Below are 25,994 nucleotides of genomic sequence, written 5' to 3' on the forward strand. Positions count from 1 at the left end.
TAGGGATAATTACAATGAATAGTTCGTATAATATATTTCTATCAATTTAAGAAAAAATAAAATTCTTATTGTTGATTTAGGTTAAAATAAATTAATTGAGTCTTAAATAGAAATGTTCTAAACAAAAAATTGAAAGATTTTAAATCCAAATGGACCAAAATCTTTCAATTTATATTATTTAATTGTCCGAAGACTTATGAATTAATTTAGTGGTGACCAACTGCAACCAATTCCTTAATTGGTGGAGCAAATTTGGTCAAATCAATCCCTTCAACTGCTGTCTTGTATTCTTCAATATTAGGAATCCTCCCCATAATTGCAGAAAGAACCACAACCGGCGTTGATGCAAGAAGAGATTCTCCTTTTTTGCGTTCAGAATCTTCAACTACTCTTCCCTGAAAAAGTCTTGTAGACGTGGCCAAAACGGTATCTCCTTTTTCTGCTTTTTCCTGATTACCCATACAAAGATTACAGCCAGGACGCTCTAGATACATCATGTTTTTGTACTCAATACGAGCTGCACCTTTCGGAGCATTGTCATCAAATTCAAACCCTGAATATTTTTCCAGCAATTCCCAATCTCCTTCTGCTTTTAATTCGTCTATAATATTATACGTAGGAGCTGCAACCACAAGCGGAGCCTGAAACTCAACTTTACCATGTAGTTTTTCAATATTCCTCAACATTTGAGAAACAATCTTCAAATCGCCTTTATGAACCATACAAGATCCTACAAAGCCAAGATCCACTTTTTTATCTCCTCCGTAGAAAGAAAGATCTCTGATGGTATCGTGTGTATATCTTTTAGAAACATCTTCATTGTTAACATCCGGATCAGCAATCATTGGTTCTGTAATGATATCAAGATCAATAACTACTTCTGCATAATATGTTGCATTGGAATCTGGTGTTAAAGCCGGTTTTTCGCCAGACTTTATTTCAGTGATTCTTTTATTTGCTTTATTAATCAGGCCTTGAAGAACCTGGAGATGATTATCCATTCCTTTGTCAATCATAATCTGGATTCTGCTTTTGGCAATTTCCAAAGATTCAATCAAAGTATCATCTTCAGAAATACAGATCGAAGCTTTTGCTTTCATTTCGGCAGTCCAGTCAGTAAATGTAAATGCCTGATCAGCAGGAAGTGTTCCGATGTGAACTTCGATAATTCTGCCTTGAAATACATTTTCACCTCCAAATTGCTGTAACATTTGAGATTGCGTTGCATGAACAACATCACGGAAATCCATGTGATGTTTCATATTTCCTTTGAAGGTAACCTTTACAGATTCCGGAATCGGCATCGATGCTTCTCCGGTCGCCAATGCCAATGCCACAGTTCCTGAATCAGCTCCGAAAGCTACCCCTTTGGACATTCTTGTGTGAGAATCTCCACCAATGATGATTGCCCATTCGTCAATTGTAATATCATTAAGAACTTTGTGGATAACATCGGTCATTGCGTGGTATTCGCCTTTTGGGTCACGAGCGGTGATCAAACCGAAATCATTCATAAATTTCATCAATCTCGGAATGTTTGCCTGAGCTTTCTTATCCCAGACAGATGCAGTGTGACAACCTGATTGGTAAGCACCATCAACGATTGGAGAAATAATTGTTGCTGCCATTGATTCTAATTCCTGCGCAGTCATCAAACCTGTTGTGTCCTGAGAACCAACGATGTTAACCTCAACACGAACGTCTGATCCGGCGTGTAGAATTTTCCCCGGAGCTAAACCAACAGCATTTTTATTAAATATTTTTTCTACTGCGGTAAGACCAACCCCTTCTTTAGTAATTTCTTTTGAAGGCGCATAAACAGTAGGAATTTCTATTCCTAAAATATTCGAAGCCCAAGTCTGTAACTTTTTACCAAAAACGATAGCATAAGATCCACCAGCTTTGATGAATTCCATTTTTTGAGGCGTGAATGACTTAGAAATGTTTTTCAATTCCTGATCGCCGTTATATAATTTTTTTTCCTTAATGTTAATGGTAAGAACAGTTCCGGTTGCTACAGAATATTTTTCTTCAAGAATAGGCTCACCATTTTCGTTACGGATAGGGTTTCCATTTTCATCCAATACTTTTACCCAGTTTTGAAGATCGATTCCGATTCCTCCGGTTACATCAACAGTTGTCAGGAAAATCGGAGAAATACCGTTTGTTCCGGCAACAATTGGTGCAATATTAACGAAAGGAATGTAAGGACTTGCTTGTTTACCAGTCCAAAGTGCCACGTTGTTTACACCCGACATTCTGGATGATCCAACACCCATTGTTCCTTTTTCTGCAATCAACATCACACTTTTGTCGGGATGTTGTGCTTGTAAAGCTTTTATTTCCTCCTGAGCTTGTGGAGACATCATGCATTTACCATGAAGTTCACGGTCTGATCTAGAATGCGCCTGATTTCCCGGAGACAATAAATCTGTGGAGATATCCCCTTCACCAGCAATATAGGTTACCACTTTAATTTCTTCCGGAGCTTCAGGAAGTTTCGTGAAGAATTCTGCTTGTGCATAGCTTTCGATCAGTTCTTTTGCGATTTCGTTTCCATTGTGGAACGCTTCTTTGAGACGATCTGTATCTGCTTCGTAAAGGAAAACCTGAGTTTTAAGAACATTTGCAGCTTCTTTTGCAATTGAAATATCATTGCTTAATGCTAAATCCAGCAACACCTTGATTGAAGGACCACCTTTCATGTGTGACAGCAATTCGAAAGCAAAAGCCGGAGTAATTTCCTGTACTAAAGATTCACCTAAGATGATTTCTTTTAAAAACTGAGCTTTCACAGTTGCAGCGCTTGTAGTTCCCGGTAAAACATTATAAATAAAAAAGTTAAGAGACTCTTCTCTGTAGATGTTATCCGAATCTTTTATTTGCGAAATGATCTCGCTTAGTAATTCTGCAGTGTCAATTGGTTTCGGATGAAGCCCTTGGTTTTTTCTTTCTTCAATCTCTTGGATGTAATCCTGATAAATATTCATAAATAGAAGTTCTTTTTTTATAGCTAAAAGTAGATCGGTAAACAGGTGGCGGCTGATAAATTCAGAACCAACTGAATAATCTACGCCATTTTAAAATGAAGATAAATGTCCTTATAGAGAATTTTAAAGGACTTTTCAAAATGAAGTGATTGACCTGCATCTGTTTCGCCGCAAAACTCTTTTCGGATAAAACGCTCTGCTGTTTTTTATTGAAAATATCAATATAAATATCCGAAAAACGTCTTAAAATTATCAACATTAAAAAATGTTCCCAAAAATACGGAATTTTAATTTTTTTTCGGTGCTTAATTATTTAGATTCTGTATAAATATCTATTTTATATTTTCTATTTTTGGCAGATAATTTGAACATGGATACCTATGAAGAAAGTTTTAAATGTTGCTTTTATCCTTTTGTCGATAAGTATTATTGCTCAATCTAAAGTTTTGAAAAACAAAAATTTAGCATCTAAAAAGATTCCTGCGAAGCAAACCGTTCAACATAAACCTGATCATAATTTAACCGTTTATAATGAAAATGTCCCTTTGCTGATTCCGCAAAAAATGAATGGTAATTATGGATATATCAATCAGAAAGGGAAGTTTGTCATCGCACCAGAATACCACATTGCCATGTTTTTTGCTGAAGATTGTAATCTTTTAAATTCTCCCAATCCAAAGGCGAAAAAGTTTGGAACTGATCAATTTGCTACCGTCGAGAAGAATAGTGTTTCTTATAGGATTAATCACTCAGGTAAAAAAGTCTATCAGATTAAAACCGCAGACCTGGGAAAATGTATATCCGAATTTAAAAAACAGCTCTTTCATGCTTATATATTGAATGGCTTTTACGGAATTATTGAAGATTCGAAATTCAGTGATGCTTCCAATCCTTCTCATTTTAAAATTTATCCGAAATATGAATATCTTCATATTTTAGAGGGAAACGATCTGTCGAATCCCATGATCGTGGCTTCTCATAAAAATAAATTTGGGGTTATCGATGTTAATAATAATGTCATTATTCCGTTTGAGTATGCCGACATCAAAAGAAATTACAGCTGGAAACTGGGAAAAATGTTTGAAGTTACAAAAGACGATATCAACTATTATTACATAGACTCTAATAACAAATCCTATTAAATTTGGCAAATCATAAAATTTTTGTAGTTTTGCGCTGTAATTAAAGGGGTGCTCCAATGGGGGCTGAGATTATACCCAATGAACCTGGAACGGGTAATGCTGTTTAGGGATGTTGTATCATAATATCTTATCGATCCCCTTTTATTCCATTAAATTTTAAAAATTTATAAGAATGAAAGGATTTATTTTTTTAGGACTTACCGCAAGTTCTATGGGTTTTGCACAAACTCAGAATGCAGATTCTCTGAAAATCAGAGAAATAGAAGCTGTAAGCTTTACCAAACGACTGCCTGTCGCCAAAGAAATCATCAACGTACAGAGAGATCTCGACAGCAGAAATCTGGGGCAGGATTTACCTATTCTTTTGAAAAACCAAACTTCGATTATCTCAACTTCCGATGCGGGAAATGGTGTCGGTTACACAGGTTTTAGAATTCGGGGGGTTGCAGGAAGAGGCATTAATGTTATGATGAACGGCGTTCCGTTCAACGATTCTGAAAGTCAGGGAACTTTCTTCGTCAATGTTCCGGATTTGACGAGTTCCGCTTCACAAATTGTTATTCAGAGAGGAGTGGGAACTTCCAACAACGGAGTTTCAGCTTTTGGAGCCAGTATCAATGTGATTTCAAAAGAGCCTGAAGAGAAGTTTTACTTTAAAACAGATGACAGTTACGGATCATTTAATACGTATAAATATTCGGCTGAAGTGGGCACAGGAAAATTTTGGAAAGACCGTCTTTCTGTGATGGGAAGATATACGAATATTCATTCTGACGGATACATCGACCGAGCTTTTTCAGATCTTAATTCTTACAATTTCACGGCTTTATTTGAAGAGAAAAAGACCAAAATCCGTCTGATGGCTTTTGGTGGAAAAGAAAAAACCTATCAAGCATGGAATGGAGTTGATAGAAAAACCTGGGAAACGAATCCGAAATACAATATTTCCGGAGCCATCTATGATGCTAACTGGGAAAACGTAATCGGTTTTTATGACAATGAAACCGATAATTACAGACAAAATCATTATCAGCTGCTTTGGGAACAGGGAATTAATGAAAAATGGAATTTAGAAACCACTTTACATTACACAAAAGGAAGAGGGTTTTACGAAAATTATAAGCAGGGAGATCCATTCGCAAGATATAATTTACCTGATTTTAACGGAGAAGAATATTCAGATTTTATCAGAAAAAAATGGCTCAACAATGATTTTTATGGGATTGTTTCTACTTTATATGGAAAATTTGAGAATCTTGATGTGAACTTCGGTGTGGTAGGAAATCAATATTATGGAAGACATTACGGAAATGTAACCGGAGTTTATTTTCCCAATATCAATGAGCATGAATATTACAGAAACCGCTCTGTAAAAAACGAAGTGGCTGGTTTTGCAAAAGCTTTGGTAACAGTAAATGATTTTGAATTCTTCGGAGATCTGCAATTGAGAAACATCGATTATGATACAAAAATCTTGATGGCGGGCGACAGTGAAGGTGCAGATTTAAACAAAAACTGGCTGTTTTTTAATCCTAAAGCAGGTGTAAATTACAAACTAGGCAACGGAAAAGTTTTTGTTTCTTATGCTCATGCACAAAGAGAGCCGAATCGTGATGATCTGATTGCCAACAATGATGTAAAATCAGAAAAGCTTCATGATTTTGAAGCGGGAATAGAAAAGCAATTCGGAAAAGTAGCTTTTACAGCCAATCTTTATTATATGTATTACCTGAATCAGCTGGTTTTAAACGGGCAGATCAGCAATATCGGAGAATTCATCAGAACCAATTCGGGTAAAAGTTACAGAAGAGGAATTGAAGTCGGTGCCTTGGCAAAACTTTCAAAACAATGGGAGATTTCAGGAAATGTAAGTGTGAGCCAAAATAGAAATTTAGAGTTCAGAGTTGAAAATGAAAGCGGAATTAATGATTTAGGAAACACGGAAATTTCTTTTTCACCGAATGTGATAGCCAATCTAAGTCTGAAATTTAATCCTTCTGAAAATTTCCAGTTGGCTTTGATGAATCAATATGTTGGTAAACAGTATCTGGATAATACCGAGACTCAGGATTTGCAGTTAAAGGATTATCTATTGACAGATTTCAATGCCCAATATCAATTTAAAATAGCAAAGCATGATATTGCTTTAAAACTTTTGGTCAATAATATTTTTAATCAGAAGTATGTCAACAACGGTTATGTGTACGACGGACCGATCTATTATTCTCAGGCCGGAACCAACTTTATGTTTGGGATCAGCTGGAAAATTCAATAATTAAAGACACCATTTCATATCATTATATTTTCAGTAGAGTTCAGTAGAGTTCGGATTAAATTTTTTAAAGGCTGCTTCGGCAGTCTTTTTTGTTTTAAACTAAAAATCATACAAAAAATAATTCCCACAGATGAAGAGGCTGGAACATTAAAATATCATTGTAAAGTTTATTTTCACTAAAAAAACTGTGCAGATCTGTGTGATCCGTGGTACGCTCATTTCATACTACATGATACAAACAAATCTCTGAAAAAGTCACGAAAAAGTCATAAATTTGCCGTCAAATGAATATTTCAGCTTACATTTTAGACTATCTGAAACAGTTTGGTACCGCTACGGTTCCAAAGTTTGGTGTATTTTCTCTGGAAAATTCTAAAGCGGTCATCAATTCCGAAAACGGAAGCATTCTTCCGCCGTGTACCAAAATTGCGTTTCACTCTGATTATCAGGTTTTATCTGATGATCTGGTTCAATTTATCAGTAATCAGAAAGCGGTTTCAAAAGAAGCAGCAGAAAACGAATTGCAGATACAGACCGATTTCTGGAAGAAAAAACTTCAGGCAGAGCAGATTTTAGAGATTCAAAATCTCGGAACAATTTTTATTGAAGACGGACAGCTTCATTTTAAAGGAAACCGTCTGGAATCTGATCATCCCGATTTTTATGGTCTGGAAGAAATTCATTTTTCGGATATCAACAAAGGAGATACCTTCGAAACGCCTAAAAATACTGAGAAAGATTACCAATTTAATAAATCAATACTTTGGATTTTTCTGTTTATCGTTCCTGTTTTAGGAATGCTGTATTTAGCATATACCCAACAAGATCTGATCTTCGGAAAAAAATCTTTTGATGATGTTTCGGTACAAACCAAAACCAAAAGAATTGAAAAGAAAATCCCGGTAAAAGTAGATTCTGTTCAGATAAAAAAAGCAGATTCTGTAAAAGCTCATAAAGCAGATTCTTTAAGAAAAGATTCAATAAAGCAAGCTGCAAAAACTTGGAAACCAAGTTCTCAAAAAAGAAAATCAAGATGGCAAAAATAAAAAAAGCGTCAGAATCTTTGACGATTATGACCAATATCGTACTTCCCAATGATACCAATCAGCTGAGAAACCTTTTTGGCGGTGAATTGCTGGCAAGAATGGATCGTTGTGCTTCAATCTCTGCAACAAGACATTGTGAGAGAAGAGTAGTAACAGCTTCTGTAAACCATGTTTCGTTCGATCATCCAATTCCTGAAGGCGGAATTGTTGTAATGGAATCTAAAGTTTCCCGTGCATTCTCAACTTCAATGGAAATTTATGTGGATGTATGGCTGGATGACCCGATTAATCATAAAAAAATACAGACCAATAAAGGGATTTATACGTTTGTAGCGGTAGACGAATTCAACAGGCCCATCCCAATTCCTTCGATGGAGCCGGAAACGGAACTGGAAATTGAAAGATTTGATGCTGCCTTAAGGAGAAAAGAACTTTCGTTAATTCTTTCTGGAAGAATGAAACCTTCTGAATCTGTGGAGCTGAAGAAACTGTTTCAGGATCCAAGCTAAACACAAATGTTTTGCATTAACTTCCACAATAATCAGTGTTTAAAGATATGCGAATTCTCCTTTTAGATAAGAATCATCCCCTGATCACCGAACAGCTTTTGGCCAAAAACTTTATTCTGGAAGAAGACTTTACTTCTTCTTATGATGAAGTTTGCGATAAGATTGAAAATTATGACGGAGTGATTATCAGAAGCAGAATTCCTTTAGATAAATACTTTTTAGAAAAAGCTGAAAATCTGCAATTCATAGCCAGAGTTGGCGCTGGAATGGAAAATATTGACATTCCAAGTGCTGAAAGACTGGGCATTAAATTGATCAATTCTCCTGAAGGAAACAGAGATTCGGTGGCAGAACATGTGGTTGGAATGTTACTGATCTTGATGAACAGGCTTTTCATTGCCTCAAACGAAGTGAAAAACGGAATCTGGCTGCGTGAAGAAAACCGTGGTGATGAATTGCTTGGAAAAACTATTGGTCTTATCGGTTACGGAAATATGGGAAAAGCCACTGCAAAAAGACTTTCAGGGTTTGGATGCAAAGTGATTTTTCATGATATTTTACCAGACCTTTCTGATGAATTTGCAACACAGGTTTATTTGGAAGAGTTGAAAGAAAAAGCTGAAGTTCTAAGTCTGCATATCCCTTTAACTGATGAAACCCATTATTTAATAGATGCTCAGTTTATTTCTGAGATGAAAAATGATTTCTATTTCGTCAACACCGCAAGAGGTAAAAATGTAGAAACCAAAAGTCTGGTTGAAGCTTTGAAATCCGGTAAGGTAAAAGGAGCTTGTCTTGATGTTTTAGAATATGAAAAAGCATCATTCGAAAATCTTGATGCTTCGACCTCGCTCAGCACAAGTGAAAATGAAGATTTAAAATATCTTTTACATTCAGAAAAAGCGATTGTCACGCCACATATTGCCGGCTGGACACACCAAAGCAAAGAAAAACTGGCGCAGGTGATTGTGGATAAAATATTGTCTTCTTATCCCAATTAACAACATTTAAATATGTTAAATAATTCACAATTTGCTCTCGCTTTTATATATTTATTTTGAGTTTTACTTAAATTGCCAGTCATTTTGAAACGCATGAAGAAGCTCAGCATGGTATTCGTTACCACAATCATTGTATTCCTTTTCTCCTGTAAAAATAAATCCGAAAACCAAGAATCTATCGCAGAAAATTCTACCCATCTTCCTAATTACGGAAATGTAGATTTAGGGAAAGTATTTTCTCCGGAAGACGGAAATCTTTCAAACAAAGATTTTATCGTCAATTATATCGATCAATACTATCAAAAAGTTTGGGAAGGAAGTGATCTGAGTGGCGGAATTTTAGTGGCAAAAGGCAACGATATTTTATTTGAAAATTACAGAGGTTTTGCAAGACAAGGCAATCAAATGCCAATTGATAAAAATACACCTCTTCATGTAGCATCCGTTTCTAAAACACTGACGGCGATGGCGATGCTGAAACTGGTAGAGGCCGGTAAAATAAAATTATCAGACCGTTTAACGTTATATTTTCCGGGATTTCCCTATCCGAATGTGACCGTACAAACCTTGTTAGACCAAAGAAGCGGACTTCCTAAATACGAATATTTTATCACCAAAATTCAACCCGCTCCGGCAGAACTTTCAAAAACCTATATTACCAATCAGGATGTCCTGAATATGCTCATCAAATATCAACCTGAGCTTGCGAGAGATACGGATACTGGTTTTATGTACTGCAATACCAACTTTGCACTTTTAGCACTGTTGATTGAGAAAGTGACGAAAACTCCCTTCCCGAAAGCAATGCAGGAGATGGTTTTTACACCTTTAAAAATGGAGAACAGCTATATCTTTCAGGAGAAAGATGTTCCCACGGCAGCACAGTCATTTTATTATGGAGGAAACAGATTGTATCCTTTAGACCGTTTAGACCTTATTTACGGTGATAAAAATGTGTACACCACGCCAAGAGATTTATACAGTTTTTCAAAAGCCATGTTTTCAAAAGATTTTTTAAAACCTGAATTGATGCAAATGGTTTTTGAACCATACAGCAATGAAAAAGCAGGACAGAATAACTACGGACTAGGATTCAGAATGAAAATTTTTGATAACGGTGAAAAATTAACCTATCACAACGGATGGTGGCATGGTACAAATTCCGTATTTGCCCATCTTTTAAAATCAAAAGTGACCATTATAGCAATCGGGAATAAATATTCAGGGAAAGTATATTCAGCATTGGCGCTTTCCGGGTTGTTTGAAGACTTTCCGCAGCAGAAAGATAAGCTTCACAGCATAATGAAGGATAATCAGGATACATTAAAAACAGGAACCGAAGTTTTTGGAGAATAATGTTTATTTTTGCTCAAATATATTCATGAAAAGAATTCTTCTCTTATTCATTATCGGTATTCTTGTACAGTCTTGTGCAAGAGTGGGATCTCCCATTGGAGGACCAAAAGACACATTGGCTCCGAGGTTTTTAAGTTCAAATATTGATACCACGAGAGTAAATGTAAGAAGAGACATAAAAGAACTGAGAATAGATTTTGATGAGTATATTACTCTCAAAGACATCAATAAAAATCTAAATATTTCTCCGCCAATAGAGAATATTACCAGAATTCTTCCTTCCAATATCGCCAATAAATATCTGATTATTCAATGGTCTGATACGCTCCAGGCAAATACAACGTATAATTTTAATTTCGGAAACTCGATTGCTGACAACAGTGAAGCCAACATCTTAAGATATTTTAATTTTGCATTTTCTACCGGTGAAAAGCTGGATGATCTCTACATAAGCGGTGAGGTTAATGACGCTTTTACCATCAAAAAACAGAACAGCAGCGAAAATAAAATGGTTGTGGGATTGTATCAGTTAAAAGATACCATCAACTATAAACAGAAACCATATTATATTACAAAAGTAGATGATGACGGATATTATGAGCTTAATTATCTTGCTCCGGGTAAATTTAAAATCATAGCATTTGACGACGAAAACGGAAACTCTGTGTATGATCCGGGAAAAGAAAAAATAGGTTTCCAAAAGGATACCGTTACCATTGAAAAATCTATTTCAGGATTAAATCTGAAACTGTATCCATCTAAAAAACTTTTTAAGAAACCCGAGCTGAAAGAAATTCCCGGTGGAATTCTGATGATGTTTGAGGGCAATCCTTCTGATGTAAAAGTGGTTTCAAAAAATGAAAAACTTCAGGATTATAAAGTTACCCATACTCCGAAGTCTGATTCTGTAAGAATTTGGTTTGATGCCGTGAAAAGCAATTTGGGACAAACCGTGACTGAGAATTTAAAATTCGGTTATCAGGCAGACGAAAGAAAAGATTCAACCTCAGTTTTTTATAAATACAATGCTAAAAACACGATGGATATCACCAGTGATAACGGTGGAAATATGCTTCCTCCTAAAACTGATTTTAAAATTACCTCCAACTACGTTATTGACAAAATAAGTCCTGAAAAATGGGTTCTTAAAAGTGATAGTCTAACGACACAAAATTTTACGGCAAAAATTTCAGAAACAAATCCTTATCAGATATTGATTCAGTCTGATTTTATTACAGGAAAAAAATATCAGCTTACCATTCCGAAAACTACTGTTTCTTCTTACTATGAAAAAAACGCAGAGTCTAAAAGATTTGATTTTGAGGCAGATAAAATTGAAAATTACGGAAGTCTAAATTTCACACTTACCAATGCTCCTACTGCAAAATATTGGATTCAATTGTTAGATTCCTCAGAAAAAGCTGTTTATCAAAAATACACGAGCGGAAATACAGTTAATTTCGATATTGTAAAACCCGGAGACTACATTGTAAGGATTCTGGTTGATAACAATGATAACAAACGTTGGGACGAAGCTGATTTTGTAAATGGAACATTTGCGGAAGATTCTTATCTTTATTATAAAATGGTAGTCGCAAGATCTTTGTGGGAAACAAAGGAAGACTGGGATCTTAATGATAAAAGAACTTTTGAGGGTATTAAGACACCAAAACCTGATACAAAGGAAGAAATAGACCAGCCTAAACCTGGATTTAATAATAACAATACAACGACACCCGGCAATCGATCAGGATTGAACGAAACACCACTTCAAAGAACCAGATAATGAAAACATTCAAAAAAGTAGTTTTCTGGAGTTTGGTAACTTTTGCCCTGATTCAGTTTATCCCAACCGACAAAACAAATAAGCCGATTGACCGGACCGTAAATTTTATAGACATTAAAAAATCACCTCCAAAAGTAGTAGCGTTGCTTAAAAAAGCATGCTATGATTGTCATTCTAACGAAACGGTTTACCCGAAATATGCATACATTGCACCTTTTTCATGGTCAGTGAAAGATCATATCAATGAAGGTCGTGAGCACCTCAATTTTTCTGTGTGGGGTACATACAATAAAGATTTAAAAGAAAGTATGCTTAAAAATTCTGTGCAGACTCTTCAGAATAAATCGATGCCAATGCCTGCTTATATTCTGTATCATGACGAAGCCAACTTATCTGAGACTGAAAAAACGATCTTAATCAGCTATTTTCAGGAAATTTTAGATTTTAATTCCAAATATAGTAACGGCACAAAAAAGTAGACCCTCAAAATACCATTTATATTTAAACAAAAACATCAAATTTTTGTTAATATATCAACCAAATAGACACATTTACATTATTGATTCATTTTGAGAAAAACCTTTTTATTAAATTTTAAATCTCTTCACATGCTCTCCAAATTACATCATTCTGGGGAACCGGAGCGACAATTGTTACAGCCTCTTTAGTAACAGGATGTATAAACTCGAGCTTTCTTGCATGAAGATTAATACCACCGTCAGGATTAGAACGTGGCGCACCGTATTTTAAGTCTCCCTTAATGGGAACACCTGTTTTTGAAAGCTGCGCACGAATTTGGTGGTGCCTTCCTGTTTCAAGATCAATCTCAAGAAGATAATAATTATCTAAAGTTTTGATAATTTTATAAGTAAGGATTGATTCTTTTGCTCCTTCGGTAACTTTAGTGAAAACAATTGCCTTGTTATTTTTTTCGTTTTTCTGCAGATAATGAACCAGTCTTTGACTTTGAGGAATCATTTCTTTAGCAACCACCGCCCAATAAGTTTTCTTGATTTCTCTGTTTTTAACCATTTGGGTCAGGCGAGAAAGTGCTTTGGAAGTTTTAGCGTAAATTACCAAGCCCGAAGTTGGTCTGTCAATACGATGTACCAAGCCCAGAAAAACATTTCCGGGCTTGTCGTCTCTTTTCTTTATGAAATTTTTTATCGAATCCAGCAGAGATTCATCACCGGTTTTGTCACCTTGTACTAGCTGTCCTACTTTTTTATTGATTACCAAAAGATGGTTGTCTTCGTAGACGATTTGGTCTTCCATATTCACTGACGAGTCGCTGATCTGTTTGTAAACGAAATAATCACTCCACCAAGCAAACCTATTGTTTTAATAAATGATAATTTTGAATCTATCGGTAGAAATGCTCCAATAATACACAGCGCAGCGGCTGCATACATCGGATAGGTAAATTTTGAATTGGAAAGCAATGGTGCCTGTAAAATAAAACTTAAACCAATTAAAAGATAAAATAGCTTTCTGGAAAGTATATCATTGATCTCCGGAGAAAATAGCTGAAACCATCCTGCAACCAGACAAAGTATGGCCAATACAGAGATTACACCCTGTGCCATTTGTAAATTATTTCTCATTAGTAACTTTCTTTTTCGTTAGGGAAATCTGCACTTTTTACATCTTTTACATATTGGGTAACAGCTCCGGTGATTTCTGTATACAAATCAAGATATCTTCTCAAAAATTTAGGAGAAAAACCTTTATTCATTCCTACCATATCGTGGTATACCAAAACCTGACCATCACAATCTGCACCTGCGCCAATTCCAATTGTAGGAATGGTAATGCTTTCTGAGACTTTTTTTGCCAAATCTGCAGGAATTTTCTCTAAAACAACAGAAAAACATCCTAACTCTTCCAAAAGCTTTGCGTCGTTAATCAATTTCTCAGCTTCTTCTTCGTCTTTAGCTCTTACTTTGTAAGTTCCAAACTGATAGATAGATTGAGGAGTGAGACCTAAATGTCCCATAACAGGAATCCCTGCATTGATTATTTTTTTAATCGACTTTGAAATCTCTTTTCCTCCCTCAATTTTCACTGCGTGTGCACCACCTTCCTTCATCATTCTTACTGCAGATTCTAAGGCTCTGTCCGGATTGCTCTGATAAGTTCCGAATGGCAAATCAGCAACAATTAAAGCTCTTTCAATTCCTCTTACCACACTTTGGGTATGATAGATCATTTGATCTAAGGTAATTGGCAAAGTAGTTTCAAAACCTGCCATTACATTTGCCGCAGAGTCCCCAATCAAAACTGCATCAACTCCACCTGCATCTACCATTTTTGCAGTGGTAAAATCATAAGCGGTAAGCATTGTAATTTTTTCCTTATCGAATTTCATTTTTCGTAAGGTTTCGGTGGTAACTCTTTTTATTTCAGAATGTACAGACATATTGTTTGTATTATTTATTAAGTTAAAAAGTCGGCTAAAGCCGACTTGTATTGTATGATTTATAAAACTACGTGACCGAGTTTCATGAGTTTATCGTGATTCAGAATCTTGATATTTCTTCCGTCGACCTCAATAAGGCTGTCTCCTTTAAATTCGGAAATCAATCGGATAGCGCTTTCTGTAGCAGTTCCGATGATATTGGCGATTTCTTCTCGCGTTAATGAGATTTTAATGAAACCTTCAGGATCTGTACCTAATTTTTGTTCCAGAAGAATTAAAATTTCCGCCAATCGTTCTCTTACTGTCTTTTGTGCAAGAAATGTAATGGTGTTAGAAGACTCTCCCAATTCATAAGAAATCTTCTGAAGCATAATAAAAGAAAGCTGAGGATCTACCTCAAGAAGATACATAAAAACATCAGCAGGTAAAAAAGTACAGTCTACATCGGTCATCGCTTCTGCTTTTGCCTGAAAGTTTTCACCACAAAGCAAAGCACGGTAACCAATGATATCACCTTCTTTTATAAATCTTAAAATCTGATCTTTTCCAAAAGAGCCCGACTTCGATAATTTTGCAGCCCCTTTTTCTAAAAAGTAAACTCCTTTCGGGATCTCACCATCATCGAAAATGATATCATGTTTCTGAAAACTCATCTTCTTTTTAGCTCCTAAGTATCTTTCAAAATCAGTATTGGATAGCCTTTCCTTGAAGGATTTATCGTTAAAAACCTTAGCGAATCTTTCTTCAATTGCAATCTGTTTTTCCTGCGACATTTTAATATGACATTTATCACAAAAATAGAACATTTAAACTCGATAAACAAAAAAAATTGTTATAATTTTGTAAGTCAATAATTTATGAAGGTGAGCGAGAACTGTTTTCATTGCGGACAAGACATAGAAAAAGAAAGGATTCCTTTTGATGAAAAGATTTTCTGTTGCAACGGTTGCAAATCGGTCTACGAAATACTGAATATCAACAATCTAACTAATTTTTACGAATTAAATAAAAAAGCAGGAATACGACCGGGAGAAGAAAGTTCTTCTCAGTTTGACTATCTTGACACGCCCGAAATTTTTGAAAAAATAACAGATTTCTCCGAAGGAAATACAAGTCTTGTAACCTTTAAAATTCCGGTGATTCATTGCTCATCCTGTATCTGGCTTTTAGAAAGTCTGCATACTCTTCATAAGGATATTAATTATTCTCAGGTTAATTTTACCAGAAAGAACTTACAGATTTCATTCAATCATAACGATTTAAAATTAAGTGAATTAGCTAATTTTTTAACTAATTTAGGCTACAAACCTGCCATTAGTTTAGAAACAGCCGATAAAAACGAAGATAATTTAGACAAATCTCTGCTGGTAAAACTTGCGATTGCAGGATTCGCCTTCGGTAACGGGATGTTTCTTGCATTTCCGGAATACATAGGCGGAGAAGATGTCTGGATGCAACATTACAAAGGTTTATTCAGGTTTTTAATGTTCATGCTCTCAATTCCCGTGGTGCTTTACTCTGCTTCTGATTATTACAAATCAGCCTGGTACGGACTAAAAAACAAAATCGTCAACATTGATGTACCTATTGTTTTGGGTATATTTGTTTTATTCGGACGAAGCGTTTACGAAGTGCTAACAGATTACGGACCAGGATATTTCGATACTTTGTGCGGACTTTTATTCTTCATGCTTTTAGGAAAGATGTTTCAGAAAAGAACATACAGCTCACTCTCCTACGACAGAGATTACAAATCATTCTACCCGATCGCCGTTACCAAGGTTGATTTTGGCGGTAAACAGGAAAATATTCTATTGTCAGAAATTAAAATCGGAGACCGAATTCTAGTTAGGAATCAGGAAATTATCCCGGTTGATGCTGTTTTGATTAATGGTGAAGGAAATATCGACAATAGTTTTATCACCGGAGAAAGCGAAAGCATCAGCAAGCAACCGGGTGACAAAATTTTTGCCGGCGGAAAACAAGTGGGTTCATCACTGGAACTGGAAGTCATCAAAAATGTTGATCAAAGTTATTTAACTCAGCTCTGGAATAAGGAAGCTTTCAAAAAATATGAGACTGGACTAGACACACTCATCAACGAAATTAGTAAATATTTCACTTTTATCATTTTAGGAATTGCCTTAATCTCAGGAATATACTGGTCATTTATTGATTTAGAAAAAATGTTTCAGGTGATTTCTGCAATTTTGATTATTGCCTGTCCGTGTGCATTGGCACTTTCTTCTCCTTTTACGTTTGGGCACATTATGAGAATTCTGGGTCGAAATAAATTTTATGTAAAGGATACTTTGACGATTGAGAAAATCTCAAAAATCAATGCCATCGTGTTTGATAAAACCGGAACCATCACCGAAAGAAAAAAGACCAATATCAAATTTGAAGGCTCAGAAATCTCCGGATTTGATATGATGAATATCAAAACTTTATTAAAAAATTCAAACCATCCGCTTTCAAAGTCTCTGTATGATTTCATTGAAATTAATGATGATTATTTCCCTGTTGAAAATTTTATTGAAATTTCAGGAAAGGGTTACGAAGCGAATGTAAGAGGAAATTTGTACAAAATAGGCTCTGCAAAATACAATGATCAGGAATCTAAAAATCTTGAAACTGCAGTTTACATCAGCAAGAATAATGAGTTTTTGGGTAAATTTATTTTTAAGAATGAATACCGGGAAAACCTTAAGAATCTTTTTAAAAAAATCGCACAATACAAGATCTTTATCTTAAGCGGAGACAATTCTTCTGAAGAAAATCAGTTGAAAACCATCATCCCGAATGTGAGTTCAATGGCATTTAACCAAAGCCCCGAAGACAAGCTGAATTTCATCCAGAATCTTCAGAACAACGGAATGAAAGTTGCCATGCTTGGCGATGGATTAAACGATGCAGGAGCCCTGAAGCAAAGCAATGTAGGAATTGCTATTTCTGACGACACCAACAGCTTTACACCTTCTTCAGATGTAATTATGAATGGTGAGAAAGTATCCAGTCTTGACCGTTATCTGAATGTTTGTAAGGGATCTATGACGATTGTAAAATTGACCTTCGTCATCAGTTTTCTTTATAACATTGTAGGTTTGAGTTTTGCGGTAACCGGACATATGTCACCATTATTTGCTGCTATTCTGATGCCTCTAAGTTCCATCACCGTCATTTCATTCACTACCCTTTCAACCTGGATATTGGGTCGCAAATATTTCAGAAAAAACGCTTAAAACGACTTATTTAGACTGATTTTAAATTAACAACAACCGTTATTTAGTGATTAATGTCATTAATTTTCATTAATTTTGAGACCCGAAAATAGGTTAATTTTGTTGTCAGATGGATATTCTATATTTAATGATCCTGTGCAGTGTTTCTTTGGCTGCAGTTTTTCTGGTCGTTTTTATAGTAAACGCCAGGAAAGGACAGTTTGAAGATGATGAATCTCCGGCTGTGAGAATCCTTTTTGATGATGAAGTGAGGGAAGAAAAGGAAGAGATCTCGGGCAACAGAGACGATAAGAAGGAAATAGGAGAAAATAATAAAATTGAAGAAAAAAGTGAATAGTTAGTATGGAGACACAAAAGTTTAGTTATGACAACAGTATTGTTCGGGCATTCCTATACGCGACCATAGTTTTTGGGATTATAGGATTCGTGTTTGGACTTACGGCGGCATTAATGCTTTTCTACCCTGAGCTTCCTGAATTTTTGTTCGGAACTGATGATATGACCATTAAAAGTCTGTCGTCCGGCGATATTTCGGGATTAATCAGTACGCATGGTGCGTTTGGTTTTGGTAGGATTAGGATGTTGCACACCAACACGGTGATTTTTGCATTTGTATGTAATATCGTTTATACCGGTATTTATTACTCATTACAGCGATTACTGAAAGCAAGAATGTACAGCGACACCTTGTCTTGGTTACATTTCTGGACATGGCAATTAATGATTATTGCTACGTTCATCACATTCTTTATGGGGATCAATACTTCAAAAGAATACGCAGAACATGAGTGGCCAATCGATATATTAATCGCATTCTCATGGATAATCTTCGGAATCAACATGTTCCTTACGATTGCAAAAAGAAGAGTAAGACACTTGTATGTTGCTATCTGGTTCTACATCGGAACATGGATTGCTGTTGCAATGCTTCATATATTCAATAATCTTGAAGTTCCTTTATCATTCACAGGATGGAAATCATACTCAGCTTATGCAGGGGTGAAAGATGCCATAGTACAATGGTGGTATGGTCACAATGCGGTTGCATTTGTATTGACGACACCAGTTCTAGGTTTGATGTATTATTTCTTACCAAAGGCAGCAGACAGACCTGTATTTTCTTATAAATTATCAATCATCCACTTCTGGTCACTGATTTTTGTTTATATCTGGGCGGGTCCTCACCACCTTCAGTATACCGCTTTACCAGCATGGGCTCAAGCAGTGGGAACAGGTTTCTCTATAATGCTAATTGCTCCGTCTTGGGGAGGTATGCTAAATGGTCTTCTTACTTTAAGAGGAGCTTGGGATAAAGTAAGAGAAAATCCTATTTTAAAATTCTTTGTGGTTGCAGTTACGTGTTACGGAATGGCAACTTTTGAAGGACCACTTTTAGCAACAAAAAACATCAACAAAATCGGTCACTTTACAGACTGGGTTATTGGTCACGTACATTTAGGAGCATTAGGATGGAATGGTTTCATGGCATTCGGTGTTATCTATTACTTGGTACCAATCATGTGGAGAACAAAAATATGGTCTGTAAAATTAGCTAACTGGCATTTCTGGTTAGGTACTTTAGGAATCATTTTCTACGCAGTACCTATGTATATCGCAGGATTTACCCAAGGTTTGATGTGGAAACAATTCAACCCGGACGGAACATTGTTGTGGAAAAACTGGCTAGATACGGTTACTGAAATTATTCCTTACTACAAATTAAGATTCTTAGGAGGTTTATTTTATCTTTCAGGAGGTCTTTTGATGGTCGTGAATGTTTTTGCTACCGTTAGAAAAGGATCTTTCCAGAAAGAAGTTCCTGCAGAAGCACCAGCTTTAGCAAACATAGGAAACAAACGTAAAGAAGGAGAAGGCACCCACCTTTGGTTAGAAAGAATGCCGGTATTATTAGGTATTTTATCTTTCATCACGATCTCAATCGGTAGTTCTGTAGAAATTATTCCTACATTATCACTTAAGAAAAGTGTACCTACCATTTCAGCAGTAAAACCATATTCTCCATTAGAATTAGAAGGTAGAGATTTATATATTCGTGAAGGATGTAATGCTTGTCACTCACAGATGGTAAGACCATTCAGAGATGAGATTGTAAGATTCAATGGTAAAAACGGGCAATACTCAAAAGCCGGAGAGTTTATATATGACAGACCATTCCTTTGGGGATCAAAAAGAACAGGTCCGGATTTACATAGAGAAGGAGGTAAAAACCCAAGTTCTTGGCATTACAAACACATGTATAACCCGAGATCTACATCAGCAGGCTCTATCATGCCACGTTACCCATGGTTGATTGCCAACAATCTTGACAGATCAAAAATGGTTGACAAGATGAAACTGATGAAAAACACGTTTGACGTACCTTATACAAAAGCTCAAATTGATTCTGCAGATAAATGGGCAGACAATCAGGCAGCGAAAATTGTAAAAGACATCTACTTTGAAGCAGCAGATTTAAAAGCTGAATATGCGAAGAGACCAGACGTGAAACTTGAGAAGAAAGAAATTGTAGCATTAATCTCTTACCTGCAAAGATTGGGTACAGATATCAAAACTACGGAAATAAAAACAGCAAGTAATAACTAAACATTAAACTCGCATGATACCTCAGAACTTTAAAGATATATTGTCCAATACTGAAAATGCAGGTTTGTATCAAACTTTGGCTCTGATATTCTTTATGCTGTTTTTCATCGCTTTGATTATTTATGTTTTTAGCAGGCCTAAAAAATATTACAGAGAAGAAGAACATGCACCTCTTGAGGATGATGAAGATGATTTTAATTTAAAAAATTAAACTATTTAATATGAAATTGTCACAACAGCTCTATTTAAATTAGCGTAATAATGGCAATTTCATAATATTTAAAAACTATAAATATTCACTTATGAAACAAAGAACACCGGTTTTTGTAAACATCTTGATAATAATAGGACTTCTGGTAGTTTTTTATTATTTATTTGTACAAAACTATTCGTTTTTAGCTTCGCCATATTTCTGGGGAACCGTTGCGATCAGTGCTATTTTGGCATATATTCACAATGCAATCGGAGATTTGATTGAGAACAATAAATTTAAAAAACTAACTGCAGAAGAAAAATCAGCGTATTTATCTGAAAAGAAAATTCCTTTCTTAAAAAGACAGTACGATGCAGCTTTCAAGAAGCAGTCTGAGACAGAAGAAAAAGATATTCTTATCGACCACGGTTTTGACGGAATTATGGAGTTGGATAACCAATTACCAAAATGGTGGGTAGGTTTATTCTACTTCGGAACCGTATTTTGTATCGTATATATCTGCGCATATTCTTTCACAGATTTTGCTCACCCAATCAGCGAATATGATGTTGAATATAAAGAGCAGATGGCAGCGGTTGAAGAGTACAACAAAAGTCAGCCCCCAATCACTTTGGAAACAGCAGTGTTTTCTGAAGATAATATTGCTGCAGGAGAAGAGATCTTTAAAAGCAACTGTGTATCTTGTCACTCAGACGGTGGTAGAGGTGGAATTGGACCAAACCTGACAGATAATTTCTGGAAAAACCAACCAGAAAAAAATTATTTAAAAACGTATTCCATGTTGTTGAAAACGGAGTTACCGGAACAGCAATGCAGGCTTGGGGTAAAAACGGAGTGTTAACAGGAACAGACATCCAGAATGTTGCGGCTTACGTATATCACATCAACCAGGAACTTCCACCAATTACAACAGACAAAGGCGGTGCACCAGCTTACGGTGACGAAGCCAAATGGGAGAAACAGTAAATAAAACTTAAAAATATAAGATTAAACATAATTTGTTATTAAATTAAAAAATAGTAACGAATTATGTTTTTCTTTTTTTAAATAAAACCAAACTATAATGTCAGATAAAGAAGAAGATATTCTGCGTGGCGGACAGGGACAGGTTTTAGATCCTGAAACCTATAGAGACTCTATAGGTACAATGGAACAATCCGGAAAAAGAAAATGGGTTTTTCCAAAAAAACCAAAAGGTAAATATACCAACTACAGAGATTTTGTAAGTTATTTCTTACTTATTATCTATTTTGCAGTACCATTCATCAAAATAAATGGCAATCCGTTCTTTTTATTTAACGTGATCGACCGTGAATTTTTCATTGTCGGGCAGCCGTTTTATCCTCAAGATTTTTTCATTCTCACGTTAGGTGCTATTGCCTCTCTCCTGTTCATTATCATTTTTACGATTGCATTCGGAAGAATTTTCTGCGGGTGGATATGCCCTCAGACAATTTTTATGGAATCTATTTTTCGTAAAATAGAATACCTGATTGAAGGAGACAGAAACAAGCAAATGAAGCTTGACAGACAAGAATGGAACAGCGAGAAAATCTGGAAAAGAATTTTGAAATGGTCAATCTACGTGATCATATCATTGGTCATTACCCACTTCATGTTTATGTACATTGTAGGGTATGAGCAGGTAATTGAGATTGTATCTGACGGACCATTTGCCCATCCTACCAATTTTATCGTAATGATTCTTTTTACAGCAGCATTTTATTTCGTATTTGCATGGTTTAGAGAGCAGGTTTGTACATTGGTTTGTCCTTACGGAAGATTGCAGGGAGTTTTAATCGATAAAGAAACCATCAATGTTTTTTACGATTTCAATCGTGGTGAAAACCGTTCAAAATGGAGAAAAGGTGAAGACAGAAAAGCTGCAGGAAAAGGCGACTGTATAGATTGTTATCAGTGCGTTGTTGTTTGCCCTACAGGAATTGACATCAGAGACGGTCAGCAATTAGAATGCATCAACTGTACTGCTTGTATCGATGCCTGTGACGAAGTGATGGAAAAAGTGGGCTTGCCAAAAGGTTTAGTAAGATACGCATCCGAAAAAGAAATAGAAACCGGAGTTCAGTATAAATTCACCGGAAGAATGAAAGGTTTTGCCGTTGTACTGGTTCTGTTGGTAGGATTTTTAGGTTATTTACTTTCCAGCCGTGGTGAAATGGAAGCTAAATTCATCAAGCCTGCAGGAAGTACGTTTTTCTTAAGAGAAGGAAAAATTACCAATACCTACAACTATACTTTTCTGAATAAAACCAACGATAAAAAAATCGTTACCATCAAAGTGATGGAACCTTCAAAAGGAGAGATAAGCTATAGCGCATCAAGCAAGATTATTGTACAAAGAGATAAGATCACAAAAGGAACCATTAATATCAGTTTTCCGGAAGATGCGATGAAACTGTCTAAACAGAATATTACGATCGGTGTTTATGACATGAAAGGTAATCTCATCGATTCTTACAAAACTTACTTTGAAGGACCATTTAAATTGCAATTTTAAATTTTTAAAAGATGAAAAATTTCACATGGGGACACGGCATTTTTTTAGCTCTCGCCTCTTTCATTATTTTTATTTTATCCATGTTGTTCCTATTTCCAAACGGGCAGAAGAACTCTGAAATGGTAACTGAAAAATACTATGAAGAAGAACTGGAATACCAAACCGTCATTGATGCTAAAAAGAGAGCAGATACTATAAAAGAAAAACCTGTTTTTTTACAAAATGCAGAGGGTATTAAATTGACTTTTCCTAAAAATATCAACAACACAAATTCTAACATAAAATTTGTGCTGAACAGATCTGATGATCAGAATTTAGACATTAAAAGATCTGAACAATTAGATTCTAATCAGTCATTCACGATTCCTGCAAAAGTGTTGACAAAAGGAAACTATACCTTACGACTGATGTGGACTACCAATAAAACAGACTACCGACTCGATTATGATGTGATATGGAAATAGCATTTGTAATATCAGCGATTGCTTTAGGCTTTGCTTCCGGTTTTCACTGTATCGGAATGTGTGGCCCAATTGCGCTATCGATGGGATTAACAAAAAAGCAGGCAACCAATTTCTATCTACAAAATTTAACCTATCAATTTGGCAGAATCTTCACTTATGCTTTTTTAGGTGGTGTTTTAGGAATTATTGGTGAAGGTTTTGAGATGGCGGGTTTCCAGCAATATCTGACCATTGCAGTGGGTATTCTATTGATTATCATGGCATTATTTTCATTTAGAGGAAAAGATTTTGCTTCAAAAATTCCTTTTTTATCTAAATTTTTATATTCCGTTAAACTTAATCTGGGAAAATTACTGCAGAAAGCAGACTACCGTTCAAGATTTACCACAGGAATTCTCAACGGATTCTTACCCTGCGGAATGGTCTACATGGCACTTACTGCAAGTTTAGCAGCCGGAGGAATCCTTCAGGGGGCTTCATATATGGCTTTATTCGGATTAGGAACACTTCCGTTTATGTTTACGGTTGTATTAGTCGGAAACCTCATGAATCAGGCTTTCAGACTTAAAATTCTAAAAGCAGTTCCTGTCATCATGATCATTCTCGGCGGATTATTTATTCTAAGAGGCTTAGAACTCGGTATTCCTTACATTTCTCCAAAAGCCGAAGCGATGACGATTTCAAAAGATAATAAAGGTGAATGTCATTTGCCGGGAGATCACAGCAAGCATCCACATACTGCGAATTGTCATTGATTAATAATGATCATCTTAGGTTTGAATAAATGTGATTACGAGAGACCTAAATTATGACCAAAAATATATTTTCAACATAGAAGTTAAAATCAAAACGCTTTTGCTAAAATAAATTGTCATTCTGTTCAGTCTTTTTAAATGTGTTCTAATACTTAAATTTTTTCTTTCAATACAATTGGTGCCGAATCTTTTGGTCTGATGGATTTCCTTTGGAATTAAATATTGATAATTTCTGAGTTTATCCGTATAAATTTTTTCTGGATTTGAATGGAGTAAAGTTTTGATGACTAAATGCAAAGTTCGGTTTGTTCTTTTGCCAATATAAAAACCTGCGACCACTTTACTCGCCTTATCAATAGCATAAACCAGCCATTGAGGGTTTGATTTCTTTTTGATGAAAAGTCTCATTTCATCAAGTTCATAAGACTGGTGAAAACAAATTTTTGGTTGATGAATGCCGTCTGCAATTTTAATAATTCTTTTGAGTAAAGTGGTTGTCGAAATTCTTAAAATTCTGGCTATACTTCTAATCCCTGAACCTTTTTTAGTAAATTGAATTATTTTTGAATTAATATTATGATGATAAGCTTGATAACTGTAAAAATCTATAAATCTTTTGTTACAGTTTTTACAGAGATATTGTTGTTTTTAGTTTTGGTTGTACCATTTTTAATGATATTTTTTGAATAACAATTCCTGCAAATTTTCTCACCACTAACTCTGATACACGAGGAATGATCTTCAGTCATTTGGATATGTTTTTTTATGCATAAATAAACAAGAGCAGGGAATACCTACTCTTGTTTTGATTGTTTTGTTTTTAACGAGTGTTGAAAATCAGTGATTTATATTTTTGAAAATGCTCATCACTAACTCTGATACATCACCACGTCCCGAAGTATCTATGGTGCCATCATCATTAAACCATCGTCCATCAACATCAAATCGCATCACAGGATTATTAGCAACATAAGCATACGTACTTGTTGAAACATACATTTCTGCCAATTGGTCAATACCGTTCCATCTTCCAATATCAGCCATATAATGTCTCCAGCCGTAATCAATCATTCCGGTCTTCTGAAACTCCTTATTTAAATTTTATAGATTACTCAATTTATAATATATTTGATTTTATATTATTTAATATATTGATTGAGATAATAATTTGATTTATTTGTTTTTGTTTTACCAAAAATTTCATCGATTGAGTATTTAGCGCTTTCATATCCTAATTCATTAGCTTTAATTAAATAGTATAATGCTAAATTTTTTGTTTTTTTATCTAGTTTATCAAAATCATCTTGTGATAAAATTAAAAAAACATGATAATGTGCTTCCGAAGAGTTGTATTTGTTTGCCATTAAAATTGCATAATACAACAGATCATCATATTTTGCAGCTAAAATATATGAACCTGCAATGTCATTATACGCTTTTTCACTTCCGTTATTTATTGCATCATTAAGAAGACTATCTGATCTATTAGAATCACTAAGATCTTTTACATACTGTGGAACTTCAACAATCGTCCTATTTGTTTGTTTTGGTGCATCATTTTTTTTGCAAGAAAAAAAAATTATTAAGCAAAAAATCATTCTATAACGTTTCATATAATTATTTTTTATTTGTATTTCTTATAACAGCATTAACTTGTGACAATGTTAAAATTG

The 25,994-nt window shown here is 35.2% G+C and carries 22 protein-coding genes and 2 pseudogenes; 16 read left to right on the forward strand and 8 right to left on the reverse strand.

Translation table 11 applies throughout. From position 1 onward, the window contains the following. Positions 1 to 206 precede the first annotated feature (206 nt). Positions 207 to 2,990 (reverse strand): bifunctional aconitate hydratase 2/2-methylisocitrate dehydratase, encoded by a 2,784-nt coding sequence (locus ACZZ9T_RS02590; RefSeq protein ID WP_463440796.1) that lies wholly within the window; start codon positions 2,988 to 2,990, stop codon positions 207 to 209. Positions 2,991 to 3,370: 380 nt separating this feature from the next. On the opposite strand from ACZZ9T_RS02590, the gene ACZZ9T_RS02595 reads away from it, so the two are divergent. The 8 genes from ACZZ9T_RS02595 (at position 3,371) to ACZZ9T_RS02630 (ending at position 12,584) form a co-directional block, all read left to right on the forward strand. Further along, on the forward strand, positions 3,371 to 4,132 hold the full coding sequence (locus ACZZ9T_RS02595; protein ID WP_463440797.1) for a WG repeat-containing protein: 762 nt from the start codon (positions 3,371 to 3,373) through the stop codon (positions 4,130 to 4,132). Positions 4,133 to 4,304: 172 nt separating this feature from the next. Further along, the gene (locus ACZZ9T_RS02600; RefSeq protein WP_463440798.1) at positions 4,305 to 6,407 is read left to right on the forward strand and encodes a TonB-dependent receptor; all 2,103 of its coding nucleotides are present in this window, start codon (positions 4,305 to 4,307) and stop codon (positions 6,405 to 6,407) included. 284 nt (positions 6,408 to 6,691) lie between these two features. Continuing rightward, complete coding sequence (locus tag ACZZ9T_RS02605) at positions 6,692 to 7,453, forward strand: hypothetical protein (protein WP_463440799.1); 762 nt, start codon at positions 6,692 to 6,694, stop codon at positions 7,451 to 7,453. Continuing rightward, positions 7,441 to 7,962: an acyl-CoA thioesterase gene (locus tag ACZZ9T_RS02610; protein WP_463440800.1), complete on the forward strand. Its 522-nt coding sequence runs from the start codon at positions 7,441 to 7,443 to the stop codon at positions 7,960 to 7,962. The genes ACZZ9T_RS02605 and ACZZ9T_RS02610 overlap by 13 nt, the downstream gene beginning before the upstream one ends. A gap of 47 nt (positions 7,963 to 8,009) precedes the next feature. After that, positions 8,010 to 8,963 carry a 2-hydroxyacid dehydrogenase gene (locus tag ACZZ9T_RS02615; protein WP_463440801.1) on the forward strand — a complete coding sequence of 318 codons (954 nt, stop codon included), beginning with the start codon at positions 8,010 to 8,012 and terminating at the stop codon, positions 8,961 to 8,963. Between the two features lie 93 nt (positions 8,964 to 9,056). Further along, entirely contained in the window at positions 9,057 to 10,319 is a 1,263-nt protein-coding gene (locus tag ACZZ9T_RS02620; protein ID WP_463440802.1) for a serine hydrolase domain-containing protein, read from the forward strand. A 25-nt stretch (positions 10,320 to 10,344) separates the two neighbouring features. Next, positions 10,345 to 12,105 carry an Ig-like domain-containing domain gene (locus ACZZ9T_RS02625; RefSeq protein ID WP_463440803.1) on the forward strand — a complete coding sequence of 587 codons (1,761 nt, stop codon included), beginning with the start codon at positions 10,345 to 10,347 and terminating at the stop codon, positions 12,103 to 12,105. Continuing rightward, positions 12,105 to 12,584 carry a heme-binding domain-containing protein gene (locus ACZZ9T_RS02630; protein WP_463440804.1) on the forward strand — a complete coding sequence of 160 codons (480 nt, stop codon included), beginning with the start codon at positions 12,105 to 12,107 and terminating at the stop codon, positions 12,582 to 12,584. The genes ACZZ9T_RS02625 and ACZZ9T_RS02630 overlap by 1 nt, the downstream gene beginning before the upstream one ends. A 115-nt stretch (positions 12,585 to 12,699) precedes the next feature. Here ACZZ9T_RS02630 and ACZZ9T_RS02635 read toward each other — a convergent pair whose 3' ends face one another. Genes ACZZ9T_RS02635 through ACZZ9T_RS02650 form a run of 4 tightly spaced genes read right to left on the reverse strand, consistent with a single transcriptional unit; the run spans position 12,700 to position 15,297 of the window. Beyond that, positions 12,700 to 13,380: an RluA family pseudouridine synthase gene (locus ACZZ9T_RS02635; RefSeq protein ID WP_463440805.1), complete on the reverse strand. Its 681-nt coding sequence runs from the start codon at positions 13,378 to 13,380 to the stop codon at positions 12,700 to 12,702. 2 nt (positions 13,381 to 13,382) lie between these two features. Beyond that, a complete protein-coding gene (locus ACZZ9T_RS02640) occupies positions 13,383 to 13,709 on the reverse strand; it encodes a hypothetical protein (RefSeq protein WP_463440806.1) in 327 nt (108 codons plus the stop codon). Continuing rightward, positions 13,709 to 14,524, reverse strand: coding sequence for a 3-methyl-2-oxobutanoate hydroxymethyltransferase (panB, locus tag ACZZ9T_RS02645; protein ID WP_463440807.1), 816 nt, complete (start codon positions 14,522 to 14,524; stop codon positions 13,709 to 13,711). Before panB ends, ACZZ9T_RS02640 begins: the two co-directional genes overlap by 1 nt. A 59-nt stretch (positions 14,525 to 14,583) precedes the next feature. Continuing rightward, on the reverse strand, positions 14,584 to 15,297 hold the full coding sequence (locus ACZZ9T_RS02650) for a Crp/Fnr family transcriptional regulator (protein WP_162088097.1): 714 nt from the start codon (positions 15,295 to 15,297) through the stop codon (positions 14,584 to 14,586). A gap of 90 nt (positions 15,298 to 15,387) precedes the next feature. On the opposite strand from ACZZ9T_RS02650, the gene ACZZ9T_RS02655 reads away from it, so the two are divergent. The 8 genes and pseudogenes from ACZZ9T_RS02655 (at position 15,388) to ACZZ9T_RS02690 (ending at position 24,321) form a co-directional block, all read left to right on the forward strand. Continuing rightward, positions 15,388 to 17,766, forward strand: a complete 2,379-nt coding sequence (locus ACZZ9T_RS02655; protein WP_463440808.1) for a heavy metal translocating P-type ATPase — start codon at positions 15,388 to 15,390, stop codon at positions 17,764 to 17,766. 109 nt (positions 17,767 to 17,875) lie between these two features. After that, complete coding sequence (gene ccoS, locus ACZZ9T_RS02660; RefSeq protein WP_463429861.1) at positions 17,876 to 18,103, forward strand: cbb3-type cytochrome oxidase assembly protein CcoS; 228 nt, start codon at positions 17,876 to 17,878, stop codon at positions 18,101 to 18,103. Positions 18,104 to 18,108: 5 nt separating this feature from the next. After that, on the forward strand, positions 18,109 to 20,370 hold the full coding sequence (gene ccoN, locus ACZZ9T_RS02665) for a cytochrome-c oxidase, cbb3-type subunit I (protein ID WP_463440809.1): 2,262 nt from the start codon (positions 18,109 to 18,111) through the stop codon (positions 20,368 to 20,370). A 13-nt stretch (positions 20,371 to 20,383) separates the two neighbouring features. Further along, positions 20,384 to 20,581 carry a cbb3-type cytochrome oxidase subunit 3 gene (locus ACZZ9T_RS02670; protein WP_463440810.1) on the forward strand — a complete coding sequence of 66 codons (198 nt, stop codon included), beginning with the start codon at positions 20,384 to 20,386 and terminating at the stop codon, positions 20,579 to 20,581. Positions 20,582 to 20,672: 91 nt separating this feature from the next. After that, positions 20,673 to 21,550, forward strand: a pseudogene (locus ACZZ9T_RS02675) (cbb3-type cytochrome c oxidase N-terminal domain-containing protein). A 97-nt stretch (positions 21,551 to 21,647) separates the two neighbouring features. Then, a complete protein-coding gene (ccoG, locus tag ACZZ9T_RS02680; protein WP_463440811.1) occupies positions 21,648 to 23,102 on the forward strand; it encodes a cytochrome c oxidase accessory protein CcoG in 1,455 nt (484 codons plus the stop codon). A gap of 11 nt (positions 23,103 to 23,113) precedes the next feature. Then, positions 23,114 to 23,566 (forward strand): FixH family protein, encoded by a 453-nt coding sequence (locus tag ACZZ9T_RS02685; RefSeq protein ID WP_463440812.1) that lies wholly within the window; start codon positions 23,114 to 23,116, stop codon positions 23,564 to 23,566. After that, complete coding sequence (locus tag ACZZ9T_RS02690; RefSeq protein ID WP_463440813.1) at positions 23,557 to 24,321, forward strand: sulfite exporter TauE/SafE family protein; 765 nt, start codon at positions 23,557 to 23,559, stop codon at positions 24,319 to 24,321. The genes ACZZ9T_RS02685 and ACZZ9T_RS02690 overlap by 10 nt, the downstream gene beginning before the upstream one ends. Before the next feature lie 51 nt (positions 24,322 to 24,372). On the opposite strand, the gene ACZZ9T_RS02695 is transcribed toward ACZZ9T_RS02690, so the two are convergent. From ACZZ9T_RS02695 to ACZZ9T_RS02705, 3 genes and pseudogenes are all read right to left on the reverse strand, one after another. After that, positions 24,373 to 25,070, reverse strand: a protein-coding gene (locus ACZZ9T_RS02695) for an IS1 family transposase (RefSeq protein WP_463440814.1) whose coding sequence is annotated in 2 segments (ribosomal slippage) — positions 24,373 to 24,971 and positions 24,971 to 25,070 — 699 coding nt in all. Because the reading frame shifts where the segments join, the coding sequence is not laid out codon by codon here. 88 nt (positions 25,071 to 25,158) lie between these two features. Then, positions 25,159 to 25,395, reverse strand: a pseudogene (locus ACZZ9T_RS02700) (RHS repeat-associated core domain-containing protein); the annotation flags it as partial. Between the two features lie 65 nt (positions 25,396 to 25,460). Further along, the gene (locus ACZZ9T_RS02705; RefSeq protein ID WP_463440815.1) at positions 25,461 to 25,934 is read right to left on the reverse strand and encodes a hypothetical protein; all 474 of its coding nucleotides are present in this window, start codon (positions 25,932 to 25,934) and stop codon (positions 25,461 to 25,463) included. Positions 25,935 to 25,994: the final 60 nt, after the last annotated feature.

This window comes from Chryseobacterium sp. AC417 (assembly GCF_979258215.1).

Excerpts from the sequence above, each read along its gene's own strand:
- ACZZ9T_RS02590 (WP_463440796.1), bottom strand. The coding sequence starts at position 2,990 with ATGAATATTTATCAGGATTACATCCAAGAGATTGAAGAAAGAAAAAAC.
- ACZZ9T_RS02595 (WP_463440797.1), top strand. The coding sequence starts at position 3,371 with ATGAAGAAAGTTTTAAATGTTGCTTTTATCCTTTTGTCGATAAGTATT.
- ACZZ9T_RS02600 (WP_463440798.1), top strand. The coding sequence starts at position 4,305 with ATGAAAGGATTTATTTTTTTAGGACTTACCGCAAGTTCTATGGGTTTT.
- ACZZ9T_RS02605 (WP_463440799.1), top strand. The coding sequence starts at position 6,692 with ATGAATATTTCAGCTTACATTTTAGACTATCTGAAACAGTTTGGTACC.
- ACZZ9T_RS02610 (WP_463440800.1), top strand. The coding sequence starts at position 7,441 with ATGGCAAAAATAAAAAAAGCGTCAGAATCTTTGACGATTATGACCAAT.
- ACZZ9T_RS02615 (WP_463440801.1), top strand. The coding sequence starts at position 8,010 with ATGCGAATTCTCCTTTTAGATAAGAATCATCCCCTGATCACCGAACAG.
- ACZZ9T_RS02620 (WP_463440802.1), top strand. The coding sequence starts at position 9,057 with ATGAAGAAGCTCAGCATGGTATTCGTTACCACAATCATTGTATTCCTT.
- ACZZ9T_RS02625 (WP_463440803.1), top strand. The coding sequence starts at position 10,345 with ATGAAAAGAATTCTTCTCTTATTCATTATCGGTATTCTTGTACAGTCT.
- ACZZ9T_RS02630 (WP_463440804.1), top strand. The coding sequence starts at position 12,105 with ATGAAAACATTCAAAAAAGTAGTTTTCTGGAGTTTGGTAACTTTTGCC.
- ACZZ9T_RS02635 (WP_463440805.1), bottom strand. The coding sequence starts at position 13,380 with ATGGAAGACCAAATCGTCTACGAAGACAACCATCTTTTGGTAATCAAT.
- ACZZ9T_RS02640 (WP_463440806.1), bottom strand. The coding sequence starts at position 13,709 with ATGAGAAATAATTTACAAATGGCACAGGGTGTAATCTCTGTATTGGCC.
- panB (WP_463440807.1), bottom strand. The coding sequence starts at position 14,524 with ATGTCTGTACATTCTGAAATAAAAAGAGTTACCACCGAAACCTTACGA.
- ACZZ9T_RS02650 (WP_162088097.1), bottom strand. The coding sequence starts at position 15,297 with ATGTCGCAGGAAAAACAGATTGCAATTGAAGAAAGATTCGCTAAGGTT.
- ccoS (WP_463429861.1), top strand. The coding sequence starts at position 17,876 with ATGGATATTCTATATTTAATGATCCTGTGCAGTGTTTCTTTGGCTGCA.
- ccoN (WP_463440809.1), top strand. The coding sequence starts at position 18,109 with ATGGAGACACAAAAGTTTAGTTATGACAACAGTATTGTTCGGGCATTC.
- ACZZ9T_RS02670 (WP_463440810.1), top strand. The coding sequence starts at position 20,384 with ATGATACCTCAGAACTTTAAAGATATATTGTCCAATACTGAAAATGCA.
- ccoG (WP_463440811.1), top strand. The coding sequence starts at position 21,648 with ATGTCAGATAAAGAAGAAGATATTCTGCGTGGCGGACAGGGACAGGTT.
- ACZZ9T_RS02685 (WP_463440812.1), top strand. The coding sequence starts at position 23,114 with ATGAAAAATTTCACATGGGGACACGGCATTTTTTTAGCTCTCGCCTCT.
- ACZZ9T_RS02690 (WP_463440813.1), top strand. The coding sequence starts at position 23,557 with ATGGAAATAGCATTTGTAATATCAGCGATTGCTTTAGGCTTTGCTTCC.
- ACZZ9T_RS02705 (WP_463440815.1), bottom strand. The coding sequence starts at position 25,934 with ATGAAACGTTATAGAATGATTTTTTGCTTAATAATTTTTTTTTCTTGC.